We start from the raw sequence: 14,665 nt of genomic DNA, 5'->3' as shown, positions 1-14,665 counted from the left end.
TTTCACCCCCCCCAAAAAAATTCTTTCGGGGGGGGATACCCACCTAAAATTGGCGCCCCAACCCCCACGGCTTTTTTGCGTTCGTAAGGCCTTTCGCTTCAAAGGCCAGCCCATCCGCCCACATGATGGGAGGGGCTCCGGCGTCAGAGCCGGCCTGCGGCCTTCAGGGAGAGGTAGGCGTCGGCCAGAGCTGGAGCGAGTTCGTTCGGAGTCGCGTCGACGACGGTGACGCCGTGGCGCCGTAGACGGTCCGCCGTACGAAGGCGTTCCGCTTGGGCTCGGGCTCCCGCCGCCGCTTCGTAGACGCTGTCGAGCGAGCCCCTGGATCGGGTCATCTCCTGAATGCGCGGATCGGCGACCGAGGCCAGCAGGACCGTGTGGCGATGCGTGAGTCCGGGGAGGACGGGCAGCAGCCCCTCTTCGACGGCCGCGGCGTCGAGGCCGGTGAGCAGCACGATCAGGGACCGCCGGGGTGCGGCGCGCAGGGCCGTGGCCGTGAGTCCGCGGGCGTCCGTCTCCACGAGCTCCGGGTCGAGTGTCGCCAGACCGTTGACCAGGGCGGGGAGTACATCCCCGGCGGCGCGGCCCTGTACGGAGGCACGGGTACGCCGGTCGTAGGCGAGCAGGTCGACACGGTCGCCGGCGCGGGTGGCCAGAGCGGCGAGGAGCAGGGCGGCGTCCATGGCGGCGTCGAGGCGTGGAGCGTCACCGACACGTCCCGCCGAGGTGCGGCCGGTGTCGAGCACCAGCAGGATGCGGCGGTCGCGCTCGGGGCGCCAGGTGCGGACGGCGACGGCGGACTGGCGTGCTGTGGCGCGCCAGTCGATGGACCGGGTGTCGTCGCCGGGCACGTACTCACGGAGGCTGTCGAACTCGGTGCCCTCGCCTCGGGTCAGGACGCTTGTCCTGCCGTCGAGTTCGCGGAGGCGCGCGAGCTTGGCAGGCAGGTGCTTCCTGCTGGTGAAGGGCGGAAGGACGCGGATCGTCCAGGGGACTGTGTGGTGACCCTGCCGGGCAGCCAGGCCGAGGGGGCCGTGGGAGCGGACGGTGACGCGCTCGGACCTGCGGTCTCCGCGGCGCGTGGGCCGCAGCACCGTGGTGAGGCGCCGTCGCTCGCCCGGCGGCACCGCGAGTCGGTGTCGGGATGCGGCAGGCCCGGCGGAGGCCGGCCAACTGCTGGGGGGCCAGGCGTCGCGGAGATGTGCCCGCAGGGGGCGGTTCGACGGGTTCTCCAGAACGAGTTGTACCTGCGCCTGTTCTCCCAGTCGAACGGATGTGTCACCGGATCGAGTGAAGCGGAGGCTTCGCACTGGTGCGGCGAGCATCAGGTCGCACAGAATTGCGAGTGCGAGGAGGGAGTTGAGGGCGAGGAAGCCGGTCCAGTGGGGGAAGAGGAGACCGGTGAGCAGAGCGCCGAGTGCGGCGATCAGGGCGGTCCGTCCGGTGAGAGCCAAGGTTCCGTTCCTGTCGCCTCAGCGGGGCACGGGCACGTTGGCCAGGACCGACGTGATGACGGAGTCGGCGGTGACGCCTTCCATCTCGGCCTCGGGGCGGAGTTGGATCCTGTGGCGGAGTGTGGGCAGGGCGAGTGCCTTCACATCGTCAGGAATGACGTAGTCGCGGCCTGTCAGCCAGGCCCAGGCGCGCGAGGCGGCGAGCAGGGCGGTGGCTCCACGGGGGGAGGCGCCGAGGGAGAGCGAGGGGGATTCACGCGTGGCACGGCAGATATCGACGACATAGCCGGCGATCTCGGGGGAGACCGATGTCTTGGCGACGGCCTCGCGGGCGGCCGCCAGGTGCTCGGGTCCCGCTACGGGGCGCAGCCCGGCGGCGTTCAGGTCCCGTGGGTCGAAGCCTTCGGCATGTCGTGTGAGGACGTTGACCTCGTCTTCACGGGAGGGCAGAGGCACCGTCAGTTTGAGCAGGAAGCGGTCGAGTTGGGCTTCGGGGAGGGGGTAGGTGCCCTCGTACTCGACCGGGTTCTGTGTCGCGGCGACGAGGAACGGGTCCGGGAGGGGCCGGGGTGTTCCGTCGACCGAGACCTGGCGTTCCTCCATGGCTTCGAGAAGTGATGCCTGTGTCTTGGGAGGAGTGCGGTTGATCTCGTCGGCGAGCAGCAGATTGGTGAAGACCGGGCCGGGCTGGAAGGAGAACTCCGCCGTGCGCGCGTCGTAGATCAGCGAGCCGGTCACGTCGCTCGGCATGAGGTCCGGGGTGAACTGCACGCGCTTCGTCTCCAGTTGGAGCGATGCGGCCAGGGCTCGTACGAGCAGTGTCTTGGCGACTCCCGGGACGCCCTCGAGCAGGACGTGGCCGCGGCACAGCAGGGCGACGACCAGGCCGGTGACGGCGGGGTCCTGGCCGACCACGGCCTTGGAGATCTCGGTTCTCAGCGCTTCGAGCGAGGCGCGGGCGCTGTCGGGAGTCGGGGCGCTCACGGAGTGCGGTCCCTTTCGATCGGAGGTGAAGCGGGGTGCGGGGCTGACACGGAGTCGGTGTGACGGGTGCTGCTCGATGTGATGCGGTGCTCCAGTTCGTCGAGTTCATCGGCGAGACGGACCAGAGCGGAGTCGTCTGCGGGTGCCGGGCCGAAGAGCAGGTCGTCGATGTCCGGTGCCGGCAGCGGGAGATGGCCTGAGACCGCCGGAACGAGGTCCTGGCGGCTGTGGGCCGCCGCCGCGGGTACGCCGACGAGCGGTGCGAGCCGGGTACGGGTGGCGGAACGCAGAGCCTCGGCCGCACGGTCGCGGGCGTTCGCCTTCCGGTAGAGCCGGGCGCGGCCTTCGGTGGCCTCCGACGCCCGGATGACGACGGGCAGCCGCTCGGTGACCAGCGGGCCGAGCCGGCGGGCACGCCAGAGGGCGGCGAGGACTGCGGCGACGGTGAGTTGGAGCACGGCCCAGTGCCAGCCCTCGGGGATGAGATCGGTGAAGCTGCGGTCGCCCTCACCGGCGGCTGTGTCGGAGAGCGAGGGGAGGTACCAGACGAGATGGTCGTGGGAACCGAGGAGTTGGAGAGCGAGAGAGGCGTTGCCCTCCTTCGCCAGGCGGTCGTTGAAGAGGATGTCGGGGGAGCCGAGGAGGACGGTGTCACCGCCGTTCGCCCCCGGCATGCGGAGCAGTGTGGGCAGGCCGCCGCTGCGGTAGCAGGCATCGGCGTCACGGCCGGAGGAGTCGTACCGGTTCCCGCCGAGTTCGGCCTTTCCTGCCCGCTCGGCGGCGGACAGATCGCAGCCCGGGGAGCGGGTGCCGACGTCCACCGGCTCGGCGGCTCGTACGCCCGGGGCGAGGGCGCCGGCGGAGGACTCACCGGCGCCGACGAGCACCGTGCGTCCACCGGACTTCCCCAGGGCGCCGTGCAGTTTCCGCTGCTGTCCTTCGGTGAGGCGGTCGGGCTCCGCGATGAGGACGGTCGTGCCGGGACGGGCAGCTGCTGTGGCGGCATCGGTGGTCGTCACGAACTCCGTGGAGACGCCGCGGTCGGCGAGGAGTTCGGCGACCGCACGGCTGCCGTACCGGTCCGCGGAACGGGGGTCCAGAAGACCCCGCTGCTCCCCGGAGCGGAGCACGGCCAGGATGACGCCCGCGATGACCAGGATGGCGAAGCCGAGCAGCAGTCCGCGGGAGCGGGTCCACATCTGCCGCCCGGTGGGGGAGGTGGACGTGGAGACGGTGGCTGCCGCGGTCATCGGGCGCCTCCGGCCGGGGTGTTGTGGAGGCGGGGCTTGCTGCGCTGGAGGTCGGTGTCCAGTTCGACGATGCGTGCGTATGCGTCGGCGGTGGCTTCGCGGCCGCCGTATGTGACGTCGTCGAAGGCGCGGGCGGCCGCCTTGAGGGCGTCGGCCCGCTCGGGCAGGGAGCGGCCCGCCTCGGCCGCGGCTTCGTCCGCGGTGCGGCCCGGGCGCGGATCGAGCAGGGCGCGTTCCTCCAGGGAGCGGACCACGGCCCGCATGCGCTCCTGGACGGCCTGCTCCCAGCGGTTCTCGGAGGCGTGGCGCTCGGCGGCGGCGCGGTGTTCGGCTGCGCTGCGCGGGCGGTCGTCGAAGAGCGTGCCGCCGGTCGTGGGGGCGCGTCGCAGGGCGCCGAGCCGCAGGCGCAGAGCGATCACGAGCAGGACCACGACCGCGGCGATGACGACCACGCCGACGGTGCCGCCGGGAGTGGCACCCGAGGCAGCGCCGAGGAGGCCGTCGACGCGTTCCCAGAACCAGTCCAAGGCCCGCTGGAACAGCCCCGGTTCGTGCTCCTGGTACATCGGCTTGGAGAGCTCCCGCTCCGCCGCCTCCCGTGCGGGGACGCGCGGGGTGGTCACCGGTCCTTCGTCGCCGGCACGCACGAGGAAGCCCGTCAGTGCGGCCGTGCCCCCCGTCGGGATCACCGCATCAACTCCCCGGTGCGGTGTCGTGGGCAGGGTAGCCGCTCGGCTCCGGTTCGCCGTATCCGGGAACGCCGGCGGCACGGGCCAGTTCGAGGTCCAGCGCCTCGCGGCGGATGCGCTGGTCCATGTAGAGGAGCGCCGTGACCCCGGCGCCGATCGGAAGGGTGATCGTCGAGCTGAGCACCGCGCCGACACCCATGATGATCAGGAACGGCCATGTGGTGACGGAGGATTCGCCGGACAGCCAGTCCATGGCGCCCTCGCCGCCCGCGAACACGCCGACGATACCCACGGGAACCTCGATGACCCCCGAGACGACGGTGATCAGGATGACCGTGAGGAGCTGGATGCCGAAGACCCGCCACCAGGCGCGCCGTACGAGCTTGGCGGAGCGGCGCATCGAGGCGAGCACCCCCTGCTTCTCGAGCATCAGGGCGGCGGCCGAGAGGCTGTAGCGGATCCAGAGCCAGATGGCGGCGACCATGCCGACCAGTCCCCCGAACAGAGCGAGGGCCGCTCCCGCACCGGTGTTGCCGGACTGGGAGACGATCAGGCCCGGTGCCACGCCGACCGCGGCAACGCCCAGAATGAGCACGGGGATCAGGAACAACAGGCCGAAGAGGCGCGGCAGTTGGGACCGGGAACCCCGCCATGCCTCGGAGGTCGACACGGAGCGGCCCAGGACGGCGCGGCTGACCACAATGGTCAGCATGGCGGTGGCGATGATCGTGCCGAGCATATTGATCAGCCAGGCCACGCCGGTGCTGCTCAGGGTGCCGCCGAGGGCGTCAAGGGTCTCGTTGAGCGATGGATTCGGGTTGTTCTCCAGGCCCTCGATGCTGGACGTGTCGCGGAACCAGAGGCCGGTCGCGAGCGTGGAGACGCCCTGGGTCAGGACGGCGACGACGAGGGAGATGCCCAGCACCGTGCGCCAGTGGGCGCGCATCGTGGAGACGGCGCCGTCCAGGATCTCGCCGACGCCGAGGGGACGCAGCGGAATGATGCCCGGCTTGGCCGCCGGAGGCCGTGCCCAGCCGGAGCCCCAGCCGCCCTGGCCTCCTGGGCCGCCCTGGCCGCCCCAACCTCCTTGGCCACCCCAACCGCCCGAGCCGCCTTGACCACCCCAGTCGCTCCGGCCGTCCCAGGCGGGGCCGCCACCCGGGCCGGGAGGTGGGTTGGGTCCGGACTTCTCCCGCCCCGCATCGTCGGAGGGGGAGGACCCGGGCGATGCCCAGCCCGGAGAGTCGTTCATCATCGCTCCTTCACGGTGCCCGTCCGCGGTGTCGGCTGGGCTCCGGTGACGGGGGAAGAGCCCCGGGAGAACCGCAGCTGCGGCCGGTTGGCTGCCATCGTGCCACGGCCCGTCGGCGTTCGTACCTGGCCCTCTACCCCCGCCGCACCTTCAAATACCCGTACCCGACCGTGCAGACTGGGCGAATGGCTGATCAGGACGCGGTACCTCCGGTGGCCGGAGGGCCACCCGCTGTTCCTTCACTGCGCTGGGACGAACCGCCTGAGGGGCCCATGCTGGTGCTCCTCGACCAGACCCGACTGCCCGCCGAGGAGGTGGAGCTGGCCTGCACGGACGTACCGGCACTGGTCGACGCCATCCGCACGCTGGCCGTCCGCGGGGCGCCGCTGCTTGGCATCGCCGGCGCCTACGGCATCGCCCTCGCCGCCGCACGCGGCTACGACGTGGACGAGGCCGCCGAGCTGCTGGCGCACGCGCGCCCCACCGCCGTCAACCTCGGCTACGGAGTGCGCAGGGCCGCGGCCGCATACCACCGGGCCTCCGAGGAAGGGGCCGGCCCGGATCAGGCGGCCGCAGCCGCTCTCGTCGAGGCCCGTGCGGTGCACCGGGAGGACTCCGAGGCGAGCGTTCGCATGGCGGAGCACGGTCTCGCGCTGCTCGGCGAGCTGCTCCCCGGCGGCGGGCACCGCATTCTCACCCACTGCAACACCGGCACTCTGGTCTCGGGCGGCGACGGCACGGCGTTCGCGGTCGCCAGGGCCGCACACCGCGCCGGCGAGCTGCGGCGACTGTGGATCGATGAGACGCGGCCGCTGCTGCAGGGTGCCCGGCTGACCGCCTACGAGGCGTCGCGCAGCGATATGCCGTACACGCTGCTCACCGACAACGCGGCGGGTTCGCTGTTCGCGGCCGGGGAGGTCGATGCCGTGCTGATCGGCGCCGACCGGATCGCGGCGGACGGCTCGGTGGCGAACAAGGTGGGCAGCTATCCGCTGGCGGTGCTGGCGAGCTATCACCATGTGCCGTTCATCGTGGTGGCGCCGGTCACGACCGTGGATCTGGAGAGCCCGGACGGGGCGTCGATAGAGGTGGAGCAGAGGCCGGGGTACGAGGTGACGGAATTCGCGGCGCCGACCGCGCCGGGGGCGGTGGCGGAGCCGGGGGCCGGGATACCGGTGGCGCCGCTGGGGACCCAGGCGTACAACCCCGCCTTCGACGTCACGCCACCGGATCTCGTGACCGCGATCGTCACCGAGGCCGGGGTGCTGTCGCCGGTCACGGGCACGGGGCTCGCAGAGCTGTGTGCCAGGTCACGCCAGGTAACGATTAGCTAATGGGATGATGTCGATTATGAAAGGACGCGTCCTGGTCGTCGACGACGACACCGCACTGGCGGAGATGCTCGGCATCGTGCTGCGCGGAGAAGGCTTTGAACCGTCGTTCGTCTCGGACGGGGACAAGGCTCTCGCCGCATTTCGCGAGGTCAAGCCCGATCTGGTGCTGCTCGATCTGATGCTGCCCGGCAGGGACGGCATCGAGGTGTGCCGGCTCATCCGGGCCGAGTCCGGCGTACCGATCGTCATGCTGACCGCGAAGAGCGACACGGTCGACGTGGTGGTCGGACTGGAGTCCGGTGCCGACGACTACATCGTCAAGCCGTTCAAACCGAAGGAGCTGGTCGCCCGTATCCGTGCGCGGCTGCGTCGTTCCGAGGAACCGGCGCCCGAGCAGCTCGCCATCGGCGATCTGGTCATCGACGTCGCGGGTCACTCGGTGAAGCGGGACGGTCAGTCCATCGCGCTGACCCCGCTGGAGTTCGACCTGCTCGTCGCGCTGGCCCGTAAGCCGTGGCAGGTGTTCACCCGCGAGGTGCTGCTCGAGCAGGTCTGGGGCTACCGCCACGCGGCCGACACCCGGCTGGTGAACGTACATGTCCAGCGGCTTCGCTCGAAGGTCGAGAAGGACCCCGAGCGGCCGGAAATCGTGGTGACCGTGCGCGGCGTCGGCTACAAGGCCGGGCCGAGCTGACATGGCCGGGAACGGTGCTGCTCCGGAGGCCGGAGCTCCGGGGGCCGAGCCCTCGGGGGGATCGCGTTCGGGGCGGCCCGTCGACCCGGTGGGCAAGATCTCATTGTTCGAACGGTTCTGGCAGGGCGGGAATCTGCTGCAGGACGGTGCCCCGGGCGGCCCCGTCCATCCCGTGCTGCGGCTTTTGTGGCGTTGGTTCCGCAGGCCCATGCTGCCCGCGCTGCGTCTGTGGCGGCGCAACATCCAGCTCCGCGTGGTCGCCACGACGCTGCTCATGTCGCTCGGTGTCGTGCTGCTGCTCGGCGTCGTCGTCATCGGGCAGGTACGCAACGGTCTGCAGGACGCCAAGCAGGGCGCGGCGCAGAGTCAGGCCGTCGGCGGCTTCAACGTAGCCCGCGAGAAGGCGGACTCCGACGCGCGCGGCAAGGACGGTCAGGTCGGCGCCCGCGGTTCACAGAACTCCAGTGAGTGGCTGAGCGAGCTCGTCGCGCAGCTCGCCAGTGGCGGGCAGGGCGTGTATGCGGTCGTGGCGCTCAGCTCCGAGACGGAGCAGGCCCTGGTCAACGACAGCCGCGGTACGCGGGCGCCGCGCGCCTCCGGTTTCGTGGACCCGGTGAAGAGCGTTCCGGACGAGCTGCGGAAGTCCGTGGACGACGAGCCGGGGACCCATGAGCAGCACACCAGGATCTTCCGTGGCCAGGGCGATTCCGGGGAGCCGGGGCTGGCCATCGGTCGGCAGCTCAACGACGTCAACGGCCACGCGTACCAGCTCTACTACCTCTTCCCGTTCACCCAGGAGGAGAAGTCGCTGAGCCTGGTCAAGGGCACGTTGGCGACGGCCGGAGTCTTCGTGGTGGTGCTGCTCGGCGCCATCGCCTGGCTCGTGGTCCGGCAGGTCGTCACCCCCGTACGGATGGCGGCCGGGATCTCCGAGCGGCTGGCGGCCGGCATGCTGCAGGAGCGGATGAAGGTCACCGGCGAGGACGACATCGCACGCCTCGGCGAGTCCTTCAACAAGATGGCGCAGAACCTCCAGGTCAAGATCCAGCAGCTCGAGGAGCTGTCGCGGATGCAGCGGCGCTTCGTCTCGGACGTGTCGCACGAGCTGCGGACCCCGCTCACGACCGTACGGATGGCCGCCGATGTCATCCATGAGGCCAGGGAGGACTTCGATCCGGCGACGGCCCGGTCGGCGGAGCTGCTGCGAGGCCAGCTCGACCGGTTCGAGTCGCTGCTGTCCGACCTGCTGGAGATCAGCCGGTTCGACGCCGGGGCAGCCGCCCTGGAGGCGGCGCCGGTCGACCTTCGGGACATCGTCCACCGGGTGATCGAGGGCGCCGAGCCGCTCGCGGAGCGCAAGGGCAGCCGGATCCTGGTCCGCGGCGACGAGCACCCGGTGATCGTCGAGGCCGATGCCCGCCGCGTCGAGCGGGTGCTGCGCAATCTCGTGGTCAACGCCGTGGAGCACGGCGAAGGTCGTGACCTGGTCGTACGGCTCGCGACCGCGGGTGGCGCCGCGGCGGTGGCCGTGCGCGACCATGGGGTGGGGCTGAAGCCGGGCGAGGCCACGCGGGTGTTCAACCGTTTCTGGCGGGCGGACCCGGCCCGGGCGCGTACGACGGGTGGTACTGGTCTCGGCCTGTCGATCGCCATCGAGGACGCACGACTGCACGGCGGTTGGCTGCAGGCCTGGGGCGAGCCGGGCGGCGGCTCGCAGTTCCGGCTGACCCTGCCCTGCACGGCGGGGGAGTCCCTGCGCGGGTCGCCGATCCCGCTCGAACCCGAGGACTCGAGGCGGAACCGTGGGCTGATCGACGCGGGGCTGCCGCACGGCCGCAAGGTGGCCGCCGTGCCGCCGCAGCCGCGTACCGCGCCACAGGTGGAGATGGCGCCGGCGGAGGTCCGGGAACCGGAGCGGAAGGGCGGGCCGCGTGGCCTCTGACCGGCACACACAGAGTCGACGGAGCCCGCTGCGGGAGGTGGTCCTGCTCACTTCGGGAGCCCTGCTGGCGGCGGGCTGCGCCTCGATGCCCGACAGCGGCGAGGTGCACCGGGTCGACGCCTCGCCGCGCGCGGACGCCGAGGGGCAGGTGCGGGTCTTCGGCGTGCCTCCGAGGGCGGGCGAGGGGCCGAACGACATCGTGCGCGGCTTCCTCGAGGCCGTGACCAGCGACGAGGCGGACTACAAGACTGCGCGCCTGTACCTGACGAAGGCGGCGTCCACGAGCTGGCGGCCGTCCTCGCAGACGACGGTGCTCGAGGACGGGCCGAACCCCACCATGGACGGGCCCATGCGGGATCCGGAGCAGAAGACCGCCGTCGCCGAGGTCAGCGGCCACCGCATAGCCACGGTGGACCGGAAGCAGGCGTACAAGCCGGCGGAGGGCTCGTACCGGACGACGGTTCACCTGACCAAGGCGAGCGGTGAGTGGCGCATCGACATCCCGCCCACGGGGCTGGTGCTCGGCAAGTCCGACTTCGATCGCAACTACCGCTCGGTCAACAAGTACTACTTCGCGTCCACGGACCGCGACGACCGGGCTTCGGGGGCCCAGAAGCAGGTCCTTGTCGCGGATCCGATCTATCTGCGGCGCTACATCGACCCGCTGACCTCGACCGTGAAGGCGCTGCTGGACGGGCCGACGAGCTGGATGGAGGGGGTTGTCGACTCGAAGTTCCCCAGCGGTACGAAGTTCGTGGACTCCTCGCTGACGCTGGACGACTCGAACGGGCTGAAGGTGCGGCTGAGCGGCCGGGGATCGGACCTCAGCCGGGTGCAGTGCACCAGGATGGCCGCCCAGCTCCTCTACACCGTCCAGGACCAGGCCTCGGCCAAGATCAGCAAGGTGGATCTGGCCGACCGGGACGGGGGCGAGCTGTGCGGGCTGAGTGCCGGGGAGGCGGCCGTGTACGCGCCCGCGGGCCTGCGCAGGCACGCCGAGCGTCAGTACTTCATCGACGGGGAGCACCGGCTGGCCAGCCTCTCCGATGCGAGCGACGAGCCGAGCAGGGTGGAGGGCCCGTTCGGTGACGGCACCGTGCAGTTGGGATCGGTCGGTGTCGACCGCCATGAGCGCCAGGCCGCCGGGGTGTCCCTGGACGGGCGGTCGCTGTACGTGGCGCCGATGAGCTCGGGCGCCGAGCGGGGGGACGCCAAGCTGCGGTCCCGCGCGAAGAGCGAGAAGGACGCCCTCACCGCCCCGAGCTGGGACGGTCACGGCAACCTGTGGATCGCCGACCGTGATCCGAAGCGCCCGCGCCTGCTGCGGCTGGCGGCGGGCACGGACGAGGCGCAGGAGGTCGAGGTGCCGTCGCTCGGCGATGGCCGGATCAAGGGTCTGCGTGTCTCGTCGGACGGTGTGCGGATCGCCCTGCTGATCACGCGGGACGGGCGTACGTCGCTGGAGCTGGGGCGTGTGGAGCGGACGGGCGGCGGGGCCGGGAAGCCGCCTCTGGCGGTGAACGATCTGCTGTCGGTCGCGCCGCAACTCGAGCATGTGGAGTCCGCGTCCTGGGCGGGCACCAGCCGGTTGGTCGTCGTGGGCCGGGAGCCCGGCGGGGTGCAGCAACTCCAGTACGTGGAGACCGACGGTTCGTCGTCGAACACGCCGACGCTGCCGGGTATCAGCGGCGTCGAGGCGGTCGCGGCTTCGGAGGACGAGAGCAAGCCGCTGGTCGCGCACTCGGACGACGGGATCGTGCGGCTGCCCGTCGACGCGAACTGGAAGCTGGTGACCGACAAGGGCACGGCCCCCGTCTACCCGGGCTGAGGCGGCGCCGACCCGGGCCGAGGCGGTCGCCACCCGGCCCGAGGCGGGTGGAGCCTGCTCTGGCCAGGGCCTTTCGGCCGGCCGTTAACGCGTGCCCGGGGTGTCTCTCAGGGTTATCCACAGGGCTGGTGGGCTGCGGTCCGGCCCGGCAGAGTGGCTGCCATGCGGGGGATCCAGAGGTGGTGGCAGGAGATCGCGGGGCTCGTCCTGCCGGTCGGGTGCGCGGGGTGCGGGCGGCCGCGGAGCGTGCTGTGCGACCGGTGCCGTACGGCGCTGAGCGGCAAGGAGCCGCGCCGGGTCAGGCCGAGTCCGGAGCCGGCGGGCCTGCCGCCCGTCCATGCGGCGGCGCCGTACGGGGACGAGGTGCGGGCCGTGCTGCTCGCCCACAAGGAGCGTGGAGCCATGGCGTTGGCCGGGCCGCTGGGCGAGGCGCTGGCCGGTGCGATACGGGCGTGCTCGGGTGGGCGGGGCAGGCTGCTGCTGGTGCCGATCCCGTCGGCACGGCGGGCGGTGGCGGCGCGGGGGCACGATCCGACGCGAAGGGTCGCCCGGGCCGCGGCGGCGGGGCTGAGACGCGGTGGCAGACCGGCGCGGGTGGCTCCGGTGCTGCGGCAGCGGCGCGCAGTGGCGGACCAGACCGGGCTGACCGGCCCGCAGCGGCTCGGAAACCTTGCCGGTGCCCTGATGGTCCCGGCGAGCGCCGCAGGGCTTCTACGCGGCCGCTCCGCGGTGCCGGAGGGTGCCTCCGTGGTGCTCGTGGACGATCTGATGACGACGGGGGCGTCGCTCGCGGAAGGGGCGCGAGCGGTCACGGCGGCCGGTGGCCGGGTTGTGGGCGGGGCCGTGGTCGCCGCTCCTCTGACGGCGTTCTGACCCCGGGTGTGGCCGAGTGTTCCGAAAGGCGGTTGCCGGAGGTGACGACCGTGGTGCGGTGGATCATCCCTGCGCTGAACGGAGAGGGAACTGGCGTGAATCGATCGTCGTTGCTCGTGGTGTGAGGGGAAGGAGTTCCGGAGCCCAAGTACGCACCGGTAGGGGGTGCCGACACCCATCCGGTCGAGCTATGTTCGGTTGTGAGGAAGTGGCGGACCTTTTGCCATGAATGTCGGACAAGCGTGCTTCGGGACTTTTCGCCGTCTCTGAAGTCGATGGGGTTGTGATCTTGTCGACTGGGGAGGAGGACGTGAAAGTCGCAACGCCGCGACTCCGGATGACGCCCGGGTGCGTGGCGATGCAGCAAACGCAGTGCCGGACGGCCACCGCCGGTAGAGAAGGCGACCCGACCGGTCTCAGGGCAAGTTGGGATCGAACCGCGCTGAAGCGGAGCGATCCGGGAACGGAGTTCTGCGTGGACATCGTCGTCAAGGGCCGCAAGACCGAGGTGCCTGAGCGCTTTCGTAAGCACGTGGCCGAGAAGCTGAAGCTGGACAAGATCCAGAAGATCGACGGCAAGGTGATCAGCCTCGACGTCGAGGTGTCCAAGGAACACAATCCCCGTCAGTCGGACCGTTGCGACCGAGTGGAGATCACGCTCCGCACCCGTGGACCCGTCATCCGCGCGGAAGCCTCGGCCGCAGACGCCTACGCCGCACTCGACGCGGCCACCGCAAGGCTCGAAGCGCAACTGCGCAAGCAGGCCGACAAGCGCAGGGTCCACCGAGGCGGCAGCCGGACGCCGACCAGCGTCGCAGCCGCCACCGCACCACTCGCCGCCCGGCTCAACGGAGACATCGCAGCCGAGACGACGCGCGTTGAGGAGACCATCCCCACCAAGAAGATCGGTTCCCTCGAAATCCAGGGCGACGGACCGCTGGTGGTCCGCGAGAAGACCCATGCCGCCGCGCCCATGACGCTCGACCAGGCTCTCTACGAGATGGAGCTGGTCGGACACGACTTCTACCTGTTCATCGACTCCGAGACCAAGCAGCCGAGTGTCGTCTACCGCCGTCACGCCTACGACTACGGCGTGATCCACCTGGAGTCCGATCCCATGGTCGAAATGGCCCCGCACGGGGCGGGCGGCGCTCTCGGAGGCTGATGCAGGGCTCATGAAGCCCGCGAAGCCCCTGAAGCCGGCGAAGCTTACGGAGGATGGGCGGCCAGTCGCCGGAAATCGCTGAACAGAGGCCGGATTAGGTGCCCTCGGGAGCGCGGACGGTGCTCCCGAGGGCACCATTGTGCGACCACGAGGGCAACGCGGCGGCCTCCCGTCATGGAATCATGGCGGCGCAGCCAACCCGCGCTCTCTTCAGACCGGTTGGCCCGGCAGACAACCCAGGGCCATGGACTTCAGGGGGAGGAACGATGGCGGACAGCTTCGGGCCCGGACCCGGCGCGTACGACGAATGCGTCGACACAGCCGGTTCGGACACGGGCCGGCCACGGAAGGAGCCGATCCGGGTCCTCGTCGTGGACGACCATGCCCTCTTCCGCCGTGGTCTTGAGATCGTCCTCGCGCAGGAGGAGGACATCCAGGTCGTGGGTGAGGCGGGCGACGGTGCGGAGGCTGTGGACAAGGCCGCCGATCTGCTGCCCGACATCGTGCTGATGGACGTCCGGATGCCCAAGCGGGGCGGGATCGAGGCGTGCACGTCCATCAAGGAGGTGGCCCCCAGCGCGAAGATCATCATGCTGACGATCAGCGACGAGGAGGCCGATCTCTACGACGCGATCAAGGCCGGTGCCACCGGCTATCTCCTCAAGGAGATCTCCACCGACGAGGTGGCCACCGCGATTCGCGCGGTCGCCGACGGTCAGTCCCAGATCAGCCCCTCGATGGCATCGAAGCTCCTCACCGAGTTCAAGTCGATGATCCAGCGCACCGATGAACGTCGTCTGGTGCCCGCGCCCCGGCTGACCGACCGCGAGCTCGAGGTCCTCAAGCTCGTTGCGACGGGCATGAACAACCGTGACATCGCCAAGCAGTTGTTCATCAGCGAGAACACGGTCAAGAACCACGTCCGCAACATCCTGGAGAAGCTGCAGCTCCACTCCCGTATGGAGGCCGTGGTCTACGCGATGCGCGAGAAGATCCTCGAGATCAGGTAGCAGACGCCGGCAGGGCACTGTCGGCTGAGGGACTTCAGCCGTACCGCCGTACCGCCGTACCGCCGTACCGCCGAACCTGCAGAATCGGCAGCATCCGAGCGCCCTTCGCGTACTGGGCCGCCCTCGCGTACTGGGACGCCTCGCGCCCGGGGCCACACTCAACAAAGGCCGCACCCTCGCGCTTTGGGCC

The 14,665-nt window shown here is 70.7% G+C and carries 12 protein-coding genes; 7 read left to right on the top strand and 5 right to left on the bottom strand.

Annotated features, from left to right (window positions below; genetic code table 11):
• Positions 1-143: 143 nt before the first annotated feature.
• The 5 genes from ACGFNH_RS28305 to ACGFNH_RS28285 are packed head-to-tail and all read right to left on the bottom strand — an operon-like array spanning position 144 to position 5,629.
• Complete coding sequence (locus ACGFNH_RS28305; protein WP_393658436.1) at positions 144-1,454, bottom strand: DUF58 domain-containing protein; 1,311 nt, start codon at positions 1,452-1,454, stop codon at positions 144-146.
• Between the two features lie 18 nt (positions 1,455-1,472).
• Positions 1,473-2,438, bottom strand: a complete 966-nt coding sequence (locus ACGFNH_RS28300; RefSeq protein WP_393658434.1) for an AAA family ATPase — start codon at positions 2,436-2,438, stop codon at positions 1,473-1,475.
• The gene (locus ACGFNH_RS28295; RefSeq protein WP_393658432.1) at positions 2,435-3,688 is read right to left on the bottom strand and encodes a DUF4350 domain-containing protein; all 1,254 of its coding nucleotides are present in this window, start codon (positions 3,686-3,688) and stop codon (positions 2,435-2,437) included. Before ACGFNH_RS28295 ends, ACGFNH_RS28300 begins: the two co-directional genes overlap by 4 nt.
• A complete protein-coding gene (locus ACGFNH_RS28290; protein ID WP_393658467.1) occupies positions 3,685-4,374 on the bottom strand; it encodes a DUF4129 domain-containing protein in 690 nt (229 codons plus the stop codon). The genes ACGFNH_RS28295 and ACGFNH_RS28290 overlap by 4 nt, the downstream gene beginning before the upstream one ends.
• Before the next feature lie 7 nt (positions 4,375-4,381).
• The gene (locus tag ACGFNH_RS28285; protein WP_393658430.1) at positions 4,382-5,629 is read right to left on the bottom strand and encodes a hypothetical protein; all 1,248 of its coding nucleotides are present in this window, start codon (positions 5,627-5,629) and stop codon (positions 4,382-4,384) included.
• A gap of 185 nt (positions 5,630-5,814) precedes the next feature.
• On the opposite strand from ACGFNH_RS28285, the gene mtnA reads away from it, so the two are divergent.
• The 7 genes from mtnA to ACGFNH_RS28250 all read left to right on the top strand — a co-directional run bounded on the left by mtnA (position 5,815) and on the right by ACGFNH_RS28250 (position 14,475).
• Positions 5,815-6,963, top strand: coding sequence for an S-methyl-5-thioribose-1-phosphate isomerase (gene mtnA, locus ACGFNH_RS28280; protein ID WP_393658428.1), 1,149 nt, complete (start codon positions 5,815-5,817; stop codon positions 6,961-6,963).
• Between the two features lie 4 nt (positions 6,964-6,967).
• Positions 6,968-7,657: a two-component system response regulator MtrA gene (gene mtrA, locus ACGFNH_RS28275; protein ID WP_393658426.1), complete on the top strand. Its 690-nt coding sequence runs from the start codon at positions 6,968-6,970 to the stop codon at positions 7,655-7,657.
• Position 7,658: 1 nt separating this feature from the next.
• Positions 7,659-9,599, top strand: coding sequence for an MtrAB system histidine kinase MtrB (gene mtrB, locus ACGFNH_RS28270; RefSeq protein ID WP_393658424.1), 1,941 nt, complete (start codon positions 7,659-7,661; stop codon positions 9,597-9,599).
• Between the two features lie 37 nt (positions 9,600-9,636).
• Positions 9,637-11,427 (top strand): LpqB family beta-propeller domain-containing protein, encoded by a 1,791-nt coding sequence (locus tag ACGFNH_RS28265; protein WP_393658422.1) that lies wholly within the window; start codon positions 9,637-9,639, stop codon positions 11,425-11,427.
• A gap of 162 nt (positions 11,428-11,589) precedes the next feature.
• Complete coding sequence (locus ACGFNH_RS28260) at positions 11,590-12,300, top strand: ComF family protein (RefSeq protein WP_393658420.1); 711 nt, start codon at positions 11,590-11,592, stop codon at positions 12,298-12,300.
• A gap of 475 nt (positions 12,301-12,775) precedes the next feature.
• A complete protein-coding gene (gene hpf / locus ACGFNH_RS28255) occupies positions 12,776-13,465 on the top strand; it encodes a ribosome hibernation-promoting factor, HPF/YfiA family (protein WP_393658418.1) in 690 nt (229 codons plus the stop codon).
• Between the two features lie 266 nt (positions 13,466-13,731).
• Positions 13,732-14,475 (top strand): response regulator, encoded by a 744-nt coding sequence (locus tag ACGFNH_RS28250; protein ID WP_393658416.1) that lies wholly within the window; start codon positions 13,732-13,734, stop codon positions 14,473-14,475.
• Positions 14,476-14,665 lie beyond the last annotated feature (190 nt).

The organism is Streptomyces sp. NPDC048639 (genome assembly GCF_043199075.1).
Taxonomy (GTDB): Bacteria; Actinomycetota; Actinomycetes; order Streptomycetales; family Streptomycetaceae; genus Streptomyces.
This window is presented reverse-complemented; position numbering and strand designations above follow the sequence as displayed.

What these genes read in the sequence shown, in the direction of transcription:
- ACGFNH_RS28295 (WP_393658432.1), bottom strand. Translation starts at nt 3,688, where the DNA reads ATGACCGCGGCAGCCACCGTCTCCACGTCCACCTCCCCCACCGGGCGG.
- ACGFNH_RS28285 (WP_393658430.1), bottom strand. Translation starts at nt 5,629, where the DNA reads ATGAACGACTCTCCGGGCTGGGCATCGCCCGGGTCCTCCCCCTCCGAC.
- mtnA (WP_393658428.1), top strand. Translation starts at nt 5,815, where the DNA reads ATGGCTGATCAGGACGCGGTACCTCCGGTGGCCGGAGGGCCACCCGCT.
- mtrA (WP_393658426.1), top strand. Translation starts at nt 6,968, where the DNA reads ATGATGTCGATTATGAAAGGACGCGTCCTGGTCGTCGACGACGACACC.
- mtrB (WP_393658424.1), top strand. Translation starts at nt 7,659, where the DNA reads ATGGCCGGGAACGGTGCTGCTCCGGAGGCCGGAGCTCCGGGGGCCGAG.
- ACGFNH_RS28260 (WP_393658420.1), top strand. Translation starts at nt 11,590, where the DNA reads ATGCGGGGGATCCAGAGGTGGTGGCAGGAGATCGCGGGGCTCGTCCTG.
- ACGFNH_RS28250 (WP_393658416.1), top strand. Translation starts at nt 13,732, where the DNA reads ATGGCGGACAGCTTCGGGCCCGGACCCGGCGCGTACGACGAATGCGTC.